The sequence below is a fragment of the Microbacterium sp. MMO-56 genome (genome assembly GCF_037146215.1).
Classification (GTDB): Bacteria; Actinomycetota; Actinomycetes; order Actinomycetales; family Microbacteriaceae; genus Microbacterium.
On record NZ_JBBCVW010000005.1, the window covers coordinates 30765 to 48201 of the forward strand.

At 71.8% G+C, this 17437-nt stretch carries 13 protein-coding genes and 1 tRNA gene; 11 read left to right on the forward strand and 3 right to left on the reverse strand.

What is annotated here, in order from left to right; genetic code table 11:
- Window positions 1-28: 28 nt before the first annotated feature.
- Complete coding sequence (locus WFI00_RS06100; protein WP_336631444.1) at window positions 29-1582, reverse strand: PucR family transcriptional regulator; 1554 nt, start codon at window positions 1580-1582, stop codon at window positions 29-31.
- Between the two features lie 120 nt (window positions 1583-1702).
- Between WFI00_RS06100 and gabT the strand changes: the two genes are divergently transcribed.
- The 6 genes from gabT to WFI00_RS06130 are packed head-to-tail and all read left to right on the forward strand — an operon-like array spanning window position 1703 to window position 9757.
- Window positions 1703-3052, forward strand: a complete 1350-nt coding sequence (gene gabT, locus WFI00_RS06105) for a 4-aminobutyrate--2-oxoglutarate transaminase (RefSeq protein WP_336631445.1) — start codon at window positions 1703-1705, stop codon at window positions 3050-3052.
- 49 nt (window positions 3053-3101) lie between these two features.
- The gene (locus WFI00_RS06110; RefSeq protein ID WP_336631446.1) at window positions 3102-4460 is read left to right on the forward strand and encodes a flavin monoamine oxidase family protein; all 1359 of its coding nucleotides are present in this window, start codon (window positions 3102-3104) and stop codon (window positions 4458-4460) included.
- Entirely contained in the window at window positions 4457-5350 is an 894-nt protein-coding gene (locus WFI00_RS06115) for a universal stress protein (RefSeq protein ID WP_336631447.1), read from the forward strand. Before WFI00_RS06110 ends, WFI00_RS06115 begins: the two co-directional genes overlap by 4 nt.
- Window positions 5347-6897 (forward strand): APC family permease, encoded by a 1551-nt coding sequence (locus tag WFI00_RS06120; protein ID WP_336631448.1) that lies wholly within the window; start codon window positions 5347-5349, stop codon window positions 6895-6897. The genes WFI00_RS06115 and WFI00_RS06120 overlap by 4 nt, the downstream gene beginning before the upstream one ends.
- Window positions 6894-8351 (forward strand): NAD-dependent succinate-semialdehyde dehydrogenase, encoded by a 1458-nt coding sequence (locus tag WFI00_RS06125; RefSeq protein WP_336631449.1) that lies wholly within the window; start codon window positions 6894-6896, stop codon window positions 8349-8351. The genes WFI00_RS06120 and WFI00_RS06125 overlap by 4 nt, the downstream gene beginning before the upstream one ends.
- A 38-nt stretch (window positions 8352-8389) precedes the next feature.
- The gene (locus WFI00_RS06130) at window positions 8390-9757 is read left to right on the forward strand and encodes an NAD-dependent succinate-semialdehyde dehydrogenase (protein ID WP_336631450.1); all 1368 of its coding nucleotides are present in this window, start codon (window positions 8390-8392) and stop codon (window positions 9755-9757) included.
- 50 nt (window positions 9758-9807) lie between these two features.
- Here WFI00_RS06130 and WFI00_RS06135 read toward each other — a convergent pair whose 3' ends face one another.
- Together WFI00_RS06135 and WFI00_RS06140 are read right to left on the reverse strand one after the other, a co-directional pair.
- Window positions 9808-12606, reverse strand: a complete 2799-nt coding sequence (locus tag WFI00_RS06135) for a hypothetical protein (protein ID WP_336631451.1) — start codon at window positions 12604-12606, stop codon at window positions 9808-9810.
- A complete protein-coding gene (locus tag WFI00_RS06140) occupies window positions 12603-14501 on the reverse strand; it encodes an HSP90 family protein (protein ID WP_336631452.1) in 1899 nt (632 codons plus the stop codon). Before WFI00_RS06140 ends, WFI00_RS06135 begins: the two co-directional genes overlap by 4 nt.
- Before the next feature lie 137 nt (window positions 14502-14638).
- On the opposite strand from WFI00_RS06140, the gene WFI00_RS06145 reads away from it, so the two are divergent.
- The 5 genes from WFI00_RS06145 (at window position 14639) to rplK (ending at window position 17431) form a co-directional block, all read left to right on the forward strand.
- Window positions 14639-15073: a pyridoxamine 5'-phosphate oxidase family protein gene (locus WFI00_RS06145; RefSeq protein ID WP_336631453.1), complete on the forward strand. Its 435-nt coding sequence runs from the start codon at window positions 14639-14641 to the stop codon at window positions 15071-15073.
- Between the two features lie 134 nt (window positions 15074-15207).
- Window positions 15208-15280, forward strand: a tRNA-Trp gene (locus WFI00_RS06150).
- Window positions 15281-15365: 85 nt separating this feature from the next.
- Window positions 15366-15629, forward strand: a complete 264-nt coding sequence (gene secE / locus WFI00_RS06155; RefSeq protein WP_336631454.1) for a preprotein translocase subunit SecE — start codon at window positions 15366-15368, stop codon at window positions 15627-15629.
- Between the two features lie 49 nt (window positions 15630-15678).
- Window positions 15679-16767 carry a transcription termination/antitermination protein NusG gene (gene nusG, locus WFI00_RS06160; protein WP_336631455.1) on the forward strand — a complete coding sequence of 363 codons (1089 nt, stop codon included), beginning with the start codon at window positions 15679-15681 and terminating at the stop codon, window positions 16765-16767.
- Window positions 16768-16999: 232 nt separating this feature from the next.
- Entirely contained in the window at window positions 17000-17431 is a 432-nt protein-coding gene (gene rplK, locus WFI00_RS06165; protein WP_137417828.1) for a 50S ribosomal protein L11, read from the forward strand.
- Window positions 17432-17437 lie beyond the last annotated feature (6 nt).

A 17437-nucleotide genomic window follows, 5' to 3' on the forward strand; every position in this document is an offset into this window, starting at 1 on the left:
GCGACCGGCCCCCGGAACCGCACCTGTGTCACGAGGTGGCGACGAGGGCCGCCCACAGCTCGGCGCGCGCGGGGAAGGTGCTCAGGTCCAGCCCCAGCACCCGTTGGGCCTGGGCGACGCGGGCCCGGACCGTGTGCCGATGGATGCCGAGCGTCTGCGCGGCCTCGTCGATGCGCGCGTCGCGCTCCAGCCAGGTGCGCACGGTCTCGACCAGGGCGGTGCCGTTCGCGGCGTCGTGCGCGCGCAAGGGGGCGAGTCGCGCGTCGGCGAGGGCGCGGCCGTCATCGGTCGCGAGCGCCGCGAGGACGCCGCCGGCGGCCGCATCGGCGAAGTCGGACACCACGCCCGGCTGTGCGCGCTGCACGGCGACGACCGCCTGACCGTGCGCCCGGGCGAACTCGGGGTAGTCCGTCGGATCGGAGCACCCGACGGCGGCGTCGAACAGGCCGGCGACGGCGGTGAGGGCGGCGTTCTCCGAGGCGGGAACCACGAGGACGTGTCCCTCGGGGCCGCGCCCGTGGAAGAGGACGCCCCGCTGCTCGGCCACGCGGAGCTCGAGCCAGTCCGTCGCGGCGTCCGCGCGGGAGGGGGTGAGGCGCGCGACCGCGACCCGCACGGGCGCTGTCGGAAGGGGCCCCCACAGCTCGCGCGACACCCTCCGGGCCAGCTGCGGGTCTCCGGCGAGCAGCGCCTGTACGAGCCCCGCCCGCAGCGCCGTGCGTGCCCGTCCGATGGAGACGTTCTGCTCGAGCGCGAGTCCCGCCATCGCGATCACCGCGGTCACCACGCTGCGCGCCTCGAGGTCGAGGTCGGCGCCCACGATGGCGATCAGGCCGCGCAGGTGCCCCCCGCGCCCGAGGGTCTGCATGTTCACGCGGGTCCCGTCGAGATCGAACTGCGAGGCGGCGCGCGCACCGCGCCGGAGCACCGCTCCCACCTCGACGTCCAGGGCGGCGCGCGCCGCGTCGTCGAGCCCTGCGGGATGCCCCTGCGTCAGGGTCCCCGCCGCGTCGTACAGGCCGACCCACGCGCCGAGCTGCCTGGCGAGCTCCGCGACGGTCGCCCCCAGTCCGTCGGGCCGGAGCGCGGCGAGCGAGATCGCCCGCTGTGCCGACAGGGCCCAGCTGCGCCGCGCGTACGCCTGCGCGGCGATCGCTTCGGCGTTGGCGCGGGCGAGTGCGATGAAGGGGGTGCGGTAGGGCACCTCGAACAGCGGCATACGCTCGTCCCGGCACGCGTCGACGAGGCCCGGCGGGATCCCGTCGCGCACGACCTCGGTGCCGAACCCGAGCCCGCGCACGCCGCGGGCCCGCAGCCGCGTCACATAGCCGCGGAACGCCGAGCCGTCGGTGTCGACCGACGGGCCGTCGCCGACGAACTGCGTTCCCGTGGTCAGCAGCAGGACGTCGTCGGCGAGGAACGGAGTGGGGTCGGCGAGATCCGACGAGTGCACCCAGCGCAGCGGGGTGTCGAGGGCGTCGTGGGGCAGGTCCGCCTCGAGCGAGGCGAGGCGCAGATCGAGGTCGGCGCGCGCCAGGAGAGCCCGCAGCGTCGGCAGGGTGGGCGGGTCGGACTCGGGCACGCGCGCCTCCGGGGCAGGGACGGGCGACCCCGTCGACGATGTACGCGACGTACGCGCGCACTCCCAGAATGTACACTGCGGCGGGTGTGTCCTCGCGGGCCGCCCGCATACGCTCCCCGCATGAGCACCTCCTCCCCGACCCTCCTGGGCGGTCCCGCCCTTCCGCAGGAACGTCGCATCGTCACCGCGATCCCCGGTCCGCGTTCGCAGGAGCTGCTGGAGCGCAAGGCCGCCGCCGTCGCCGCGGGCGTCGCGCACACCGTCCCGATCGAGGCGGTCGCCGCCGGCGGCGGCGTCGTCGTCGACGCCGACGGCAACTCGCTCATCGACCTGGGCTCGGGCATCGCGGTCACGAGCGTGGGCAACGCGCACCCCGGTGTCGTCGCCGCCGTCCAGGACGCGGTCGCGCAGTTCACCCACACGTGCTTCATGATCTCGCCGTACGAGTCGTACGTCGCCGTCGCCGAGGCGCTCAACCGGCTGACGCCCGGCGACCACGCGAAGAAGACCGCTCTGTTCAACTCCGGCGCCGAGGCCGTCGAGAACGCCGTCAAGATCGCGCGCAAGTTCACCGGCAAGCAGGCCGTGGTCGCCTTCGACCACGCCTACCACGGTCGCACCAACCTCACGATGGCCCTCACCGCGAAGTCGATGCCCTACAAGAGCGGCTTCGGTCCGTTCGCGTCCGAGGTCTACCGCAGCCCGGCCTCGTACCCCTTCCGCGACGGCCTCACCGGGGCGGACGCCGCGGCGAAGGCGATCTCCCTCATCGAGAAGCAGATCGGCGCCGACAACCTCGCCGCCGTCATCATCGAGCCGATCCAGGGGGAGGGCGGGTTCATCGTCCCCGCCGACGGGTTCCTGCCCGCGATCGTCGAGTGGTGCCGCGCGAACGACGTCGTGTTCATCGCCGACGAGGTCCAGACGGGCTTCGCCCGGACGGGGGCGATGTTCGCGAGCGAGATCTTCGGAGTCGTCCCCGACCTCATCACGACCGCGAAGGGGATCGCGGGCGGCATGCCGCTCGCGGCGGTGACCGGTCGCGCCGAGATCATGGACGCCACGCACGGCGGCGGACTCGGCGGCACCTACGGCGGCAACCCGGTCGCGTGCGCCGCGGCGCTGGCCGCCATCGATGCTTTCGAGAACGAAGGGATGCTCGGGCGGGCGCAGCAGATCGGGGGGATCCTGCGCGCCCGCCTCGAGTCCCTTCAGGCGTCGGATCCGCGCGTGGGGGATGTGCGCGGCCACGGCGCGATGATCGCCGCCGAGTTCGTGGATCCCGAGACCCAGGCGCCGGACGCCGCCCTCACCTCGGCGGTGGCGAAGGCCGCGATCGCGGCGGGCGTCATCGTGCTCACGTGCGGGACATACGGGAACGTCATTCGCTTCCTGCCGCCGCTGAGCATCCCCGACGAGCTGCTCGCCGAGGGACTCGACGTCGTCGCGGCGGCCCTGGCCGCCCACTGACCGTCCGCCCCGCCGGGGCCGACCACCCGCTTCGAAGGAGAGGTTCGCAATGACCGAGATCACCCGTGACGTCGTCATCGTGGGGGCGGGGGCGGCCGGCCTGACCGCCGCCAACGAGCTGAAGAAGGCCGGGCTCTCGGTCGCCGTGCTGGAGGCGCGGGACCGGGTCGGCGGGCGACTGTGGACCGACACGATCGACGGCGCGATGCTCGAGATCGGCGGTCAGTGGATCTCGCCCGACCAGCAGGCGCTGATCGACACGGTCGACGACCTGGGACTCGACACCTTCAGCCGGTACCGCGAGGGCGACAGCGTCTACGTCGGCCCCGACGGGGTGGCCCACCGCTTCACGGGGGAGATGTTCCCCGTCTCGCCCGAGACCGAGCGGGCGATCGCCGAGATCACCGAGCGCCTCGACGCCATGGTCGCCGAGATCGACCCCGACCGCCCGTGGGCCCACGAGAAGGCCGCCGAATGGGACAGCATCTCGTGGGACGCGTGGCTGCGCCGGCAGACCGACGACGACGAGGCGGTGCGCAACCTCGCCTTCGCGACCGGCTCGGCGATGCTCACCAAGCCGACGCACGCGATGTCGCTCCTGCAGTCGCTGCTCATGGCCGCGAGCGCGGGCAGCTACTCCCACCTCGTCGACGCGGACTTCATCCTCGACAAGCGCGTCGTCGGCGGCCTGCAGCAGGTCCCGCTCCTGCTGGCCGAGCGGCTGGGCGACGACGTCTTCCTGAACCAGCCGGTGCGCACGGTCGAGTGGTCGGATGCCGGCGTGACCGTCGTCTCGGACGGGATGACCGTGCGGGCGCGTCAGGTGATCCTCGCCCTCGCCCCGATCCTCTACCCGCGCATCGGCTTCGTGCCCGCGCTCCCGCGCCTGCAGCACCAGATGCACCAGCACATCTCGATGGGCTTCGTCATCAAGGTGCACGCGGTCTACGACCGTCCGTTCTGGCGCGAGCAGGGGCTGTCCGGCACGGCGTTCAGCCCGTACGAGCTGTCGCACGAGGCGTACGACAACACCAACCACGGCGACGAGCGCGGCACCCTCGTCGGATTCGTCAGCGACCTCAACGCCGACGGGGTGTTCGAGCTCGGCGCCGAGGAGCGCAAGGAGCGCATCCTCGAGTCGCTGTCGCACTACTACGGCCCCGAGGCGAAGAACCCCGTCGTCTACTACGAGAGCGACTGGGGGAGTGAGGAGTGGACGCGCGGCGCGTACGCGGCGAGCTTCGACCTCGGCGGGCTGTCGCGCTACGGGGCTCACCTTCGTGAGCCCGTCGGGCCGATCCGCTTCGCGTGCAGCGACCTCGCCGGCGCGGGCTACCAGCACGTCGACGGCGCCATCCGGATGGGACGGCTGGTGGCCTCGCAGATCATCGACGAGGTCCGTGCATGACATCGCACATCGTCGTCGGGTACACGGCGACGAAGACCGGGCGCGATGCGGTGGCTTTCGCCGCGCGTCTGGCCGCGGCCACCGGTGCGGTGCTGGACGTCGCCATCATCCTGCCCAGCGCGACCCGCAGCGTCATCACGCCGCCCGACGCCGGGTACGAGCGACACCTGCGCGAGCAGGCGCAGACCTGGATCGCGGCCGCCATCGACCGCATCCCCGCCGAGGTCGTCGGCCACGCGCACGTGCGCAGCGCCGAGTCGTTCGCCGAGGGCCTCGTCCACCTGGGCGACGAGCTCGACGCAGCCTTCATCGTCGTGGGCGCGGCCGACGGAGCGTCGCGCGGGCGCCATCGGCTCGGCTCGACCACGAACGAGCTGCTGCACTCGTCCGACATCCCCGTGGTCCTCGTTCCCCGCGGTGCGCGCAAGGTGGCCCCCGAGACGGGGATCACGCGGCTGACCGTGGCGATCGGCACCCGCCCGGGCGCGGACGCCCTCATCGGTGCGACCGCGGCTCTGGCCGAGTCCGTGCGCGTGCCGGTGCGGCTGCTCTCGCTCCTCCCGTTCGACCTCCCGGCGTCGGCGGACACCGCCGCGATCCGCATCGCCGGGTCCACGGAGGCCGACGAGGTCCTCGCCGCCGCGGCGGCGGAGCTCCCCGCCGGTCTCGCGGCCGACGTCGTCGTCGCCGCGGGAGACAGCATCGAGGACGCGGTGTCGCACCTCGAGTGGGACCGCGGCGAGCTGCTCCTGGTCGGATCGAGCCGGCTCGCGCAGCCGCGGCGCCTGTTCCTGGGATCCACGGCGGCGAAGATGCTGCGCGCCGTCACCGTGCCGGTCGTGGTCGTCCCGCGCACCCGTTCCGATCTCACCGAGGAGGCTCGACGATGAGCAGCCCTGCACCCACCGCAACGGCGCCCACCGGCGGTCTGTCGAAGAAGGGCCTGAGCGCGGGGACGGTCGGCCTCATCGGCGCCGTCGTCATCGGGATCTCGTGCATCGCACCCGCCTACACGTTCACGGCGGCGATCGGGCCGACCGTGGGGGCGGTGGGCGTGCAGGTACCCGCGATCATCCTCGTCGGGTTCATCCCGATGCTCCTCGTCGCGTTCGGCTATCGCGAGCTGAACAGCCGGATGCCCGACTCCGGCACGTCGTTCACGTGGGCCGCACGGGCGTTCGGGCCCTGGATCGGCTGGATGGCGGGGTGGGGGCTGGTCGCGGCGACCGTGATCGTGCTCTCGAACCTCGCGGGCATCGCCGTGGACTTCCTCTTCCTCCTGATCGCCCAGCTGACCGGTCAGCCGGGCATCGCGGACCTGGCCGCGGTCATCCCCGTCAACATCGCGGTGTGCCTGCTGTTCGTGGTGGCGGCCACCTTCGTCTCCTACCGCGACATGCAGACGACCCAGAAGCTCCAGTACGTCCTGGTGACCTTCCAGGTCATCGTGCTCGTCGGCTTCGCGATCGCGGCGTTCGCGCGGTTCTCCAGCGGGCAGGCGTTCGATGCGACCCCGTTCGACTGGCAGTGGTTCAACCCGTTCGCGGTCTCGTCGTTCAGCGCGTTCGCCGCGGGGCTGTCGCTCTCGATCTTCATCTTCTGGGGCTGGGACGTCACGCTCACCATGAACGAGGAGACGAAGGACCCGGAGAAGACGCCCGGCCGGGCGGCGACGATCACGGTCGTCACGATCGTGTCCCTCTACCTCCTGCTGGCCGTGTCGATGATCATGTACGCGGGCACGGGCGACGGCGAGTTCGGCCTCGGCAACCCCGACATCCAGTCGAACGCCTTCTTCGCGCTCGCCGGGCCCATCCTCGGGCCCTTCGCCGCGCTCGTGTCGCTGGCGGTGCTCACGAGCTCCGCGTCATCGCTCCAGTCGACCTTCGTCGGCCCGGCGCGCACCCTGCTGGCGATGGGCCACTACGGGGCGCTCCCCGCGTCGTTCGCGAAGGTCAGCCCGCGCTTCTTCACCCCGGGGTTCGCCACGATCGTCTCGGCGGCCGTCGCCGCGGGCTTCTACTCGGTGATGCGCGTCGTGAGCACCAACGTGCTCTCCGACACCATCCTGACCCTCGGCATGATGATCTGCTTCTACTACGGGATCACCGCCTTCGCGTGCGTCTGGTACTTCCGCCGGCAGTGGTTCGACTCGGCGCGCAGCTTCTTCTTCACCCTGCTGTTCCCGCTGGTGGGCGGCGTCATCCTCGCCGTCCTGTTCGTGACGACGCTGATCGACTCGATGTCGCCCGACTACGGCAGCGGCTCCGAGGTGCTCGGCGTGGGCCTCGTCTTCGTGCTCGGCGTGACCATCATCGTCACCGGCATCGCGATCATGATCTGGCAGTCGGTGAAGCGCCCCGCCTTCTTCCGTGGGGAGACCCTCGCCACGGATGCCCCTCCCTCCCTCCGCCGATCCAAGGAGAACGCACGATGATCACCGAGAGCGACCTGCTCGCGAAAGTCCCGCGCCGCCTGTTCATCGCGGGCGCGTGGCGCGACGGCGAGAACGGAACGTTCCCCGTGTACGACCCGGCGACCGGCGACGTGCTCGTCGAGATCGCCGACGCGTCCCCCGCCGACGGGATCCGTGCCCTCGACGCGGCCGTCGCCGCGCAGGACGCCTGGGCCGCCACCCCGGCCCGCACGCGCAGCGACATCCTGCGCCGGGCGTTCGACCTGCTCACCGAGCGCGCCGACGAGTTCGCGCTGCTGATGACCCTCGAGATGGGCAAGCCCTTCGCGGAGGCCCGCGGCGAGGTCACCTACGGCGGCGAGTTCCTGCGCTGGTTCAGCGAGGAGGCGGTGCGCATCGCCGGACGCTACGGGGAGAACCCCGAGGGCACCGGTCGCATGGTCATCAGCCAGCGCCCGGTGGGCCCCTGCTTCTTCATCACCCCGTGGAACTTCCCGCTCGCGATGGCGACCCGCAAGATCGCGCCCGCGCTCGCCGCCGGCTGCACGGTCGTCGTGAAGCCGCCGGAGCTCACCCCCCTCACGACCCTCGCGTTCGTCGCGCTGCTGGTCGAGGCGGGGCTCCCCGACGGCGTCGTCAACGTCGTCACCACGACGACCTCGAGCGCCGTGTCGGGGCCGATCATCGCGGATCCGCGGCTGCGCAAGCTGTCCTTCACCGGCTCGACCCCGGTCGGCAAGAAGCTCATCGCCCAGGCGGCGGAGGGCGTCCTGCGCGTGTCGATGGAGCTCGGCGGGAACGCCCCGTTCGTCGTGTTCGACGACGCCGACCTCGACAAGGCGGTCGACGGCGCGATGGCCGCGAAGTTCCGCAACATCGGCCAGGCCTGCACGGCCGCGAACCGCTTCATCGTGCACGCCGACATCGCCGAGCGCTTCGCCGACCGCGTCTCGGAGCGGGTCCGCGCGATGCGCATCGGGCGCGGCACCGAGGAGGGGGTGCAGATCGGGCCCCTGATCGACCGGAAGGCCGTCGAGAGCACCGCCGCGCTCGTCGCGGACGCCGTCGAGCGCGGCGCGACCGTGCGCGCCGGCGGATCGGCGATCGACGGGCCGGGGACCTTCTTCGAGCCGACCGTCATCACCGAGGTCGCCGCCGGCAGCGACATCCTCCGCGAGGAGATCTTCGGCCCCGTCCTCGCGATCGCCACGTTCCGCGACGAGGACGAGGCGGTGCGCCTGGCGAACGACACCGAGTACGGACTCGTCTCCTACGTGTTCACCGAGAACCTCGCGCGCGGCGTGCGGATGATCGACCGCCTGGAGACGGGGATGATGGGTCTGAACGTGGGTGTCGTCTCCAACGCCGCCGCACCGTTCGGCGGCGTGAAGCAGTCCGGCGTCGGCCGCGAGGGCGGGCTGGAAGGCATCCACGAGTATCTGTCCACGAAGTACACGCTGATCCCGGCGCCCTGAGGCGCCGTTCCACCGACCCCGAGACCGATGAGGACATCATGAGCGATTACGCCGTCGTCAACCCCGCCACCGGCGAGACCCTGGCGACCTATCCGACCGCCACCGACGCCGAGGTGGACGCGGCGATCGCGGCCGCCGACGAGGCGTTCCACGGGTGGGGTCGCAGGTCGGCTCCGTCGGAACGCGCCGACCTGCTGCGCCGCGTCGCGCAGCTGCACCGCGAGCGCCGCGACGATCTCGCCGCGATCATCGTGCGGGAGATGGGCAAGCCGCTCGCGGCCGCGGAGGGCGAGGTCGACTTCGCCGCCGACATCACCGAGTTCTACGCCGACCACATCGACCGGATCACCGGGGACACCCCGATCGACATCCTGGGGGAGGGCACCGCGGTCATCCGTCGGGCGCCCCTGGGCGTCCTGCTCGGGATCATGCCGTGGAACTTCCCCTACTACCAGGTGGCCCGCTTCGCGGCGCCGAACATCGCGGTGGGGAACACGATCCTGTTGAAGCACGCGCCGCAGTGCCCGGAGTCGGCCGCCGCCATCGCGCAGATGTACACCGACGCGGGATTCCCCGCCGGCGTCTACGCCGATGTGCGCCTCACCAACGACCAGGCGGCGGTCGTCATCGCCGACCCGCGGGTGCAGGGCGTCTCGGTGACCGGTTCGGAGCGCGCCGGGGCCGCCGTGGCGGAGATCGCCGGCCGCAACCTCAAGAAGGTCGCCCTCGAGCTGGGCGGATCCGACCCGTTCCTGCTGCTGTCGACGGACGACCTCGACGCCGCTGTGGGGATGGCCGCCGAGGCACGCCTCGACAACAACGGGCAGTCCTGCAACGCCGCCAAGCGCTTCATCGTGATCGACGCGCTGTACGACGCGTTCGTGGAGAAGTTCGCGGCCGTGATGGCGGATGCCACGGTGGGCGATCCGTTCGCGGAGGACACCGTCCTCGGCCCGCTGTCGTCGCTCGCCGCGGCCGAGCGGCTCGCCGCGCAGGTCGACCGCGCCGTGGCGCAGGGCGCGACGCTCGTGACCGGCGGCGTCCGCGACGGCGCCTACTACCCGGGCACCGTGCTCACCGGCGTCACGGCCGAGATGGATGCCTACCGCGAGGAGTTCTTCGGACCGGTCGGCGTCGTCTACCGGGTCGAGGACGAGGACGAGGCGGTGGAGATCGCCAACGCCACCCCCTTCGGTCTGGGGTCGTACGTCTTCACGACGGACCCCGAGCAGGCCGAGCGTGTCGCCGACCGGATCGACGCCGGCATGGTCTACGTCAACATCGTGCTCGCCGACTCGCCCGAGCTGCCCTTCGGCGGCGTCAAGCGCAGCGGCACCGGGCGGGAGATGGGGCTGCTGGCGGCGGACGAGTTCGTCAACAAGAAGCTCGTCCGCGTCGCGGGCTGAGCGTCGTCCGGGTGCCGCGGCCGCCGGCCGACGCCGTTCGGGCCGGCGGCTCAGGCCGGCAGCACGGAGCGGATCTCGGCCGCCTCCGCGTGGCGGCCGAGGCCTTCCAGTACGTCGCCGAGCTCGAGGGCCGCGGTCTGTCGGAGGGGCTCCACGGCCTGTGCGTGCTCGAAGGCCGCGCGGTAGAGAGCGACCGATTCGTCGGCCCGTGCGGCTTCACGCAGCAGGCGCGCGGCGAGCAGTTCCGATCCCGCCGCTGATCCGACGTCGCCCGCCTCGGAGAACGCGTCGGCGGCCTGCAGAGCGGTGGCGACGGCGGCCTCGGTCTCCTCTCGCCGGCCGAGTACCCGTGCCCGCGTGTCGAGAACGTCCGCGACGAACCATCCGGCGTCCAGGCGGCGACCGAGATCGAGGGCCTCGTCGACGAGGGCGAGGCTCTCGTCGTGGTCGCCGCGCTGCAGGTGGCCCTGCGCGAGCGTGTGCAGGGCATCCGCCCGGAGCGCCGCCGCCTCGTCGTCGTCGCGGACGAGGTCGACCGCCGCGCCGAGGACGTCGATGGCCTCGTCCGTCGCGCCCAGGCGCCCCAGCAGGCGCCCCTGCTGCACGAGCGCGGACGCCTGCCCGGACGTGTCCTCCGCCTCCGCGCGCAGGTCGGCGGCGTACCCCCACGCGCCGACGGCGTTGCCGTACTCCTGCGCGGCGTCGAGCGCCTGCGCGAGCATCTCGGCGGTGATCGCCCGCGACGCCGCGTCCTCGCCCGACTCGCTCTCCTCGCGGAGGACGTCGTTGAGGGTGTCGGCGGCCTCGACGGCGTCGCCCGCGGCGAGCTGTGCCCGCCCCAGGCGGTACCGAACATCCGCGGCGGGGCGGTCGGCGGCCTCGCGTCGTTCGGCCGCCACGCGGTAGCGGCTGACGGCCGCGGCGGCGTCGCCCGCGTCCTCATGCAGCATCGCGGCGAGCAGGAACGCGTCCGTCGTCATCGCGTCGTCGATCCCGATGGTCAGGGAGATCCGGGCCGCCTCGTCGGCGTCGGCCGCTCCCCGCGCGAAGTCCTCGGTCGCTCCGCGCAGTCGGGCGCGCAGGAACCGCGCGCGGGCCGAACGGCCGTCGTCGACCGCCGGGTCCGACAGGAGGGCATCGGCCTCGGCGAGGGCGCTGGTCGCATCCTCCGCGGCGGCGAACGCGTCGACGAGCAGGAGCCGCATCCCGTGCGAGCGTCGGGTCGCACCGGCGGAGACGAAGAGGTCGGCCGCGACGCGGGCCGCATCGGCGGCCTCCGCGAAGGCGCCCGACCACAGCCGTCCGGTCGCGATCGTCGCCAGGAGGTCGGCGCGCACCGCGCTCTCGGCGTCGGCCACGCGATCGAGCTCGGCCTCCACGAGGGGGAGCGAGGCGACGAGGTCGACGCCGAAGAGCACGAGGCCGAGCCTCTCTTCCGCGTCGGCCTGCGCGTCGTGCCCCCGCTCGCGCAGGAGGGCGACGCGTGCCGGCAGCTCGGACGCGGCCTCGTCGGCACGGTCGGCGAAGACGAGCGCGGAGATCAGCTGCGAGGTGAGCTCGACGCGCTCGTCGGCCGTCGCCTCGGGCAGCGCGGCCCGGATGGCGTCTATGGCGGCGACGGATCCCGCGCTGCCCAGTGCGAGGGCGCGCTCGACGCGCTCGGCGGGCGTCTGCGGGGCGATGGTCGGAGCTGCCGCGGAGAACTCGTGCGTGCGGATCGGCACGTCGTACCGTTCCGTGGCCGTCGCCCGCAGGCGCGCGAGCGACCGTGCGTGCGCGTCGGTGCCGTTGCGGGCGTCGAAGGCGGCGGCGATCCGCCCGGCGACCTCCCACGTGCGGCGGGCGAGGTCGGCGACGCTCCAGGGTCCGTCGTGCTCCCCCAAGACGGCGACCAGCTCGGGCGCGTCCGAACCCCGCACGGGGGTGTCGGGGTGGCCGGCGGCGGCGATCGCGTCGAGACCCACGCCGAACGAGGCCAGTGCGATCTCGTGCGCGGCGGCGTCCAGTCCGTCGTGGACGAGCCACGGCAGGTGCTTCTCGACGAGGGCGAGCGCCCGGGCCTCGTTGCCGGTCACGGCGCAGAAGACGACGTTGTCGGCGACGATGTCGAGGTTGGCCGCGTTGTCCTTGGCGAGGCGGTAGCTGCGCAGGTGCGCGGAGCGGGCCTCGTCGAGCATCCCCGCCCGCAGGTACGTCACGAGGATGCGTCCGAGAGCGCGCTCCGGCTCTTCGCCGCAGGAGAAGCCGCCGTCGATCATCTCCTGCACGAGGCGGATCGCGTCCTCCGGGCGTCCCGTCTCGGCGAAGAAGTCCGCGAACTGGCTGCGCACGCACGCGTCGCAGTGGCTGTAGTCGTCGCGCGGCGTCGCCTCGAGCCGTTCCTGCAGGGCGACGGCCTCGTCGGCGCGCCCGGCCGACCACGCGTCCTCGAAGCGCGCCATCAGCACGCCCGACTCGCCGATGCCGGCGCGGCGGTAGTGCGTCTCCATGTCATCCAGGACGGCGGCGATCTGCTCCGACCCGAACTCGGGCGAGCCCGACAGCGCGCCGGCCATCCACTTGTACTGCCACAGCAGGTCCCCGGCGGGCTCGACCACCGCGGGGAAGCGCGCGGGGTCGTCGTCGTGGCGGGCGAGACACCAGGCGAACGAGGTGAGCATCAGGTCGGTGTCGCCGCTCATGTTCGCGCTGGAGGTCTGCCGCAGCCGCGCCTCGTACTCCAGGCGCTCATCGCCGCTCTCCTGCGCGAGGGTGACCGCCTCGGCGACCAGAGCCTGCTCCCGGCGGCCCCAGGGGGTGTCGTCGATCTCCTCGAAGAGGGTGCGGATGCGAGTCTCGTAGCCCGTCATGATTCTCCTTCGTGCGGGGGGTTCTGGGTGTCGGCGGTCTCGGCGAAAGGAGGTTCGGGGGGAGACCCGGGGGAGGCCTCGGCGCGCAGGGCGTAGCCGACGAGCTCCGACAGCGACGAGGTCGTCAGCGCACGGTCGGCGGAGCTCAGCGGGTGGTGTCCCGCGAGGAGCGACTGCACGTAGAGGAGCTGGGCGCTGAGGGCGAACACCCGACCGTCCGGCGCCGCGGCGAGGTCGCGCACGAGCGCGTTCGCCCAGTTCAGGCAGAGCCGTGACGCGGGCCCGGAGTCGCCGGGAGTCTCGCCCGCCACCGCGGCCGCACGGTCGAGGACACCGCCCCACAGCGCGCCTCCGGCGCGGCGTGCACGCCCCCGGTCGATCGCCCGCAGCACGGCCGGGTCGGAGACGAAGAGCGCGGGAAGCTCGGGACGATCGAAGCTGCGCACCACGACGTCGACGTCGACGAGCGCCGCGGCGGCGCGACGCTCGAGACGCAGGGTGGCCTCGCGGTCGTCGAGCGGGGGCAGATCGAGCCGATCGATCTCGTCGACCACGTTCACGCGCTCCACCGTCACCTCGGGGAAGACATCCGGCAGCAGGCGCACGAGCTCCGCGTCGTACACGTAGCCGCCGTCCACCAGCACCGCACCGCCCGGGGTGACGCTCGCGACCTGACGGAACTCGTCGACCGTCTCGGTGTAGCGCACGTGCGGGGACCGGCGCACGAGCTCGTCGACGCGCATCCGTCCCTGCGTCGTCTCCACCGACAGCCAGCGCACGATGAAGCGCGCGAGCTCCTCGTCGTGACGGACGAGCGACTTCAGGGCGAGGTCGTGGATCGCGACGAACTGCGCCAATCGCGCGGGGTCGCGCAGGGAGAGCTCGAGGATCCACCGGCGGATGGCGTCGCCCAGCTCGCGTCGCGTCTGCTCCAGGGCGTCGTCGTCGACGAGCGACTCCCGGCTGGCCGTCGGGTGCAGCCCCTCCGCATCGATCACGGCGCGCGCGAAGAACGCCCAGTCGGGAAGGATGTCGTCGGCCCGCTCGGTGAGGAGCATCCGACGCAGGTACACGCGGGTGCTCTGCCGGGCGGCGGGCGGCGGCGCGTAGGGCAGCACATAGGCGACGCCACGGGTCTGCGTGCCGGGAACCGACAGCGGGATGACGTCGAGCGGCTCGGAGCCGATGAGGTCCCGCCCGTACGCGAGCTGGGTCTCGCGGTCGCCGAAGAGGAACGGCGGCTCGGTCGTGATGGTGCTCTCGCCGCCGCCCGGCAGGTCGACGACGACGGACACGGGCAGGTACGCCGCGAACGACTCCGCGAGCTCGAGCACCGTCGGGGTGGCCACGAGTGCTCGCGTCTCGGGGCGCGGCGCGAGGTGGACGCTCGTGCCGACCGGGATGTCCTCGTCGCAGGCGCCGACCTCGAAGGTCCCGTCGGCGCGGCCCACCCACTGGACCGCGGGGGCTCCGGCGGCGCTGCGGGAGCGGATGACGATGGTGTCGCACACCATGAAGCACGACAGCATGCCGATGCCGAACTGGCCCAGATAGTCGCTGCGCGGCAGGTCGAAGATGTCGCGCTTCGAGCTGCGCCCGACCGTCGCGAGCAGGTCCGCGACCTCCGCGGCGGTCAGCCCGACGCCGTCGTCGCGGATCACGAACTCGTCCGACATCGCACTGACCGGCGTGATCCGGACGCGACCGCCGGATCCGTCGAGCGCGCGCCGCGCGGCGATGGCGTCGACGGCGTTCTGCAGGAGCTCGCGCAGGTAGACCCGGGGCCCCGAGTAGATGTGGCGGCTGAGCAGGTCGATCACTCCGCGCAGATCGACCTGGAACTGGTGGGCGGTGCTCTCGTTCAGCGTTGCTCCTCGGTGGGTCGTGGGGTGCATCGGCGTTCCGCGCACGCCGGACGTCGGATGGCGGGGCGGGATCACTCCAGGCTAGGCGAGATCCCGGCCCGTCCGAGCGGGGTTTTGACCGGCCGGGACGGGTGGCGCCGCCCCCGTGCCGCGGGCAGGATGGTGTCATGGACACCACGGAAGCCGTCAGTCCCCTCGATGACCGCGAGTGCTGGGACCGCCTCGCGGAACAGCAGCTGGGCCGGCTCGTGACCCGCGTGGGCGACGTGCTGGACATCTTCCCGGTGAACTACACCGTGGACGGCGAGAGCCTCGTCTTCCGCACCGCGGAGGGCAGCAAGCTCACCGAGCTGACCATCAACGACGAGGTGCTCTTCGAGGTCGACGAGTACACCGACACCGATGCCTGGAGCGTCGTGGTCCGCGGGCGGGCGCGTCGCCTCGACACGACCGAGGAGGTCGCGGCGGCGGACTCCCTGCCGCTCAAGCCCTGGGTCCCCACGATCAAGTACAACTACGTCCGCATCGAGCCGACGTCGCTGTCCGGCCGCGACGTGCGCCGCGGCGAGGAACCCGACCGATACGGCACGGCGCAGTACTGACGGCTCCGGCTCCGTTCGCGGCCGTCGGAGCCATGACGTACACTGGACAGTGCAGTCGAAGTCTGCATTCTTTCGCCGTGCCCGAGAGGCGCGGAGCATGAGTCGGTCTTCACCCCGGGATCCGCAGGATCTCTAGGGCGGTAGCTCAATTGGCAGAGCAGCGGTCTCCAAAACCGCAGGTTGCAGGTTCGATTCCTGTCCGCCCTGCGCGTCAGCGCACAGCTGATAACGAACGCGCGCCAGTCTCACGCTGGTACGCAGGCAAGTCCGAGCAATGCACACGGGTGGGTACATGGTCCAGGAAGAGGCGCACGGCGAGGTCGTCGCGGCAGGCAGCGCGCCCCGCGAGAAGAAGCTGAACGTCTTCCAGCGGATCGCCCTCTTCATCCGTCAGGTCTTCGGCGAGCTGCGCAAGGTCGTCACCCCGACCCGGCAGGAGCTCGTCAAGTACACGGCGGTCGTCCTGGGTTTCGTCGTCGTGATGATGGCGATCGTGTACGGCCTGGACTTGCTCTTCACCTGGGTGGTGAACGTCGTCTTCGGCGTTCCGGCCTGAGCGACGGCATCCGATCGCCGACCCCCACCCCCGATGGAAGAGAACGCACGTGTCTGAGAAGTTCACCGACGACGTCGACTGGGCCACTGCCGCAGAGCAGTCCAGTGAGGACGACGAAGCCCAGGAGGGCAACATCCTCGCCGCAGAGGAGCGCTCCTCGGAGCCGGCCGAGCACCTCGCCGTCCACGTCGTGGACGAGGAGGAGCAGGAGGTCGACGCCGACGAGTACGACGAGATCGACATCGACGACCCGGAGGCGGACGCGATCGTGAACGACGCACTGGAGATCGACGAGGCCGCCGAGGCCGAGGCAGCCGCCGAGGTCCTCACCGACGCCCTCGCCGAGGAGGAGGCCGAGGTCGCCGCCGCGGCCGCCGAGGACGTCGCTCCCTACGACGGGCCGGATGTCAACGGCGAGCCCGATGCGCCCGCCCTCGACGAGGAGTTCGTGGCCGAGGTCGCCGAGGCTGCGGACGTGGTCGACGAGGCCGAAGCCGCCGAGGACTCCGGCGAGCCGGGGGAGGATCCCTACGAGGCCTACCGTGCCGAGCTGCGCTCGCTGCCGGGCAAGTGGTACGTCATCCACTCCTACGCCGGCTTCGAGCGCAAGGTGAAGGCCAACATCGAGCAGCGCAAGAGCTCGCTCGAGGTCGAAGAGGACATCTACCAGGTCGAGGTCCCCATGGAGGACGTCGTCGAGATCAAGAACGGGCAGCGCAAGATGGTCACGCGCGTCCGGATCCCCGGCTACGTGCTCGTGCGCATGGAGCTCAACGAGGACACCTGGTCCGTCGTGCGCCACACGCCCGGTGTCACCGGATTCGTGGGCAACGCGCACAACCCGACCCCGCTGCGCTTCGAAGAGGCGTTCAACATGCTGAAGTCGCTCGTGCAGGTCGCCGAGGTCGCCCCCGCGAAGGGTGCGGCCAAGGGGGCCGCCACCCAGGCGCGTTCGGTCGTCACCGAGGTCGACTTCGAGATCGGCGAGACCATCACGATCAAGGAGGGCTCGTTCGCGGGTCTGCCGGGCTCGATCAGCGAGATCAAGCCCGAGAGCGGCAAGCTGACCGTCCTCGTCTCGCTCTTCGAGCGCGAGACCCCCGTCGAGCTGTCGTTCGACCAGGTCACCAAGCAGTAGTCGGCCGCCCGAGAACAGGGCATCCGCCGAGAACAGGACGTTCCCTCCGGGGATCGTCCTGTTCTCGTATGATCGCCTGTTCTCGGTCGACGTGACGGATGCTGCGGCATCCGGTAGAATCAAGAGGTTGCGCGCTCGTCGCGCGGCATCCCCACCACCTTCCGGGTCCGCCGGTCGTGTGGAAGCGCGCCCCGATCCGTACGGACGCGGGCGCTCGACAGAAGGAAAGAGAATGGCACCGAAGAAGAAGGTGACCGGCCTGATCAAGCTTCAGATCAACGCCGGTGCCGCCAACCCGGCGCCGCCGATCGGCCCCGCGCTCGGTCAGCATGGCGTCAACATCATGGAGTTCTGCAAGGCGTACAACGCCGCGACGGAGTCGCAGCGCGGCAACGTCATCCCCGTGGAGATCACCGTCTACGAGGACCGCAGCTTCACGTTCATCCTGAAGACCCCGCCCGCGGCGGAGCTCATCAAGAAGGCCGCCGGCGTCGCGAAGGGCTCGAAGACCCCGCACACCGTCAAGGTCGCGAAGCTCACCAAGGACCAGGTCCGTCAGATCGCCGAGACGAAGATGCCCGACCTGAACGCGAACGACATCGAGGCCGCCTCGCTGATCATCGCCGGCACCGCCCGCTCCATGGGCATCACGGTCGAGGACTGAGGGGGA

What these genes read in the sequence shown, in the direction of transcription:
- WFI00_RS06115 (WP_336631447.1), top strand. Translation starts at nt 4,457, where the DNA reads ATGACATCGCACATCGTCGTCGGGTACACGGCGACGAAGACCGGGCGC.
- gabT (WP_336631445.1), top strand. Translation starts at nt 1,703, where the DNA reads ATGAGCACCTCCTCCCCGACCCTCCTGGGCGGTCCCGCCCTTCCGCAG.
- WFI00_RS06140 (WP_336631452.1), bottom strand. Translation starts at nt 14,501, where the DNA reads ATGCACCCCACGACCCACCGAGGAGCAACGCTGAACGAGAGCACCGCC.
- WFI00_RS06125 (WP_336631449.1), top strand. Translation starts at nt 6,894, where the DNA reads ATGATCACCGAGAGCGACCTGCTCGCGAAAGTCCCGCGCCGCCTGTTC.
- WFI00_RS06145 (WP_336631453.1), top strand. Translation starts at nt 14,639, where the DNA reads ATGGACACCACGGAAGCCGTCAGTCCCCTCGATGACCGCGAGTGCTGG.
- WFI00_RS06135 (WP_336631451.1), bottom strand. Translation starts at nt 12,606, where the DNA reads ATGACGGGCTACGAGACTCGCATCCGCACCCTCTTCGAGGAGATCGAC.
- WFI00_RS06120 (WP_336631448.1), top strand. Translation starts at nt 5,347, where the DNA reads ATGAGCAGCCCTGCACCCACCGCAACGGCGCCCACCGGCGGTCTGTCG.
- rplK (WP_137417828.1), top strand. Translation starts at nt 17,000, where the DNA reads ATGGCACCGAAGAAGAAGGTGACCGGCCTGATCAAGCTTCAGATCAAC.
- secE (WP_336631454.1), top strand. Translation starts at nt 15,366, where the DNA reads ATGGTCCAGGAAGAGGCGCACGGCGAGGTCGTCGCGGCAGGCAGCGCG.
- WFI00_RS06130 (WP_336631450.1), top strand. Translation starts at nt 8,390, where the DNA reads ATGAGCGATTACGCCGTCGTCAACCCCGCCACCGGCGAGACCCTGGCG.
- WFI00_RS06110 (WP_336631446.1), top strand. Translation starts at nt 3,102, where the DNA reads ATGACCGAGATCACCCGTGACGTCGTCATCGTGGGGGCGGGGGCGGCC.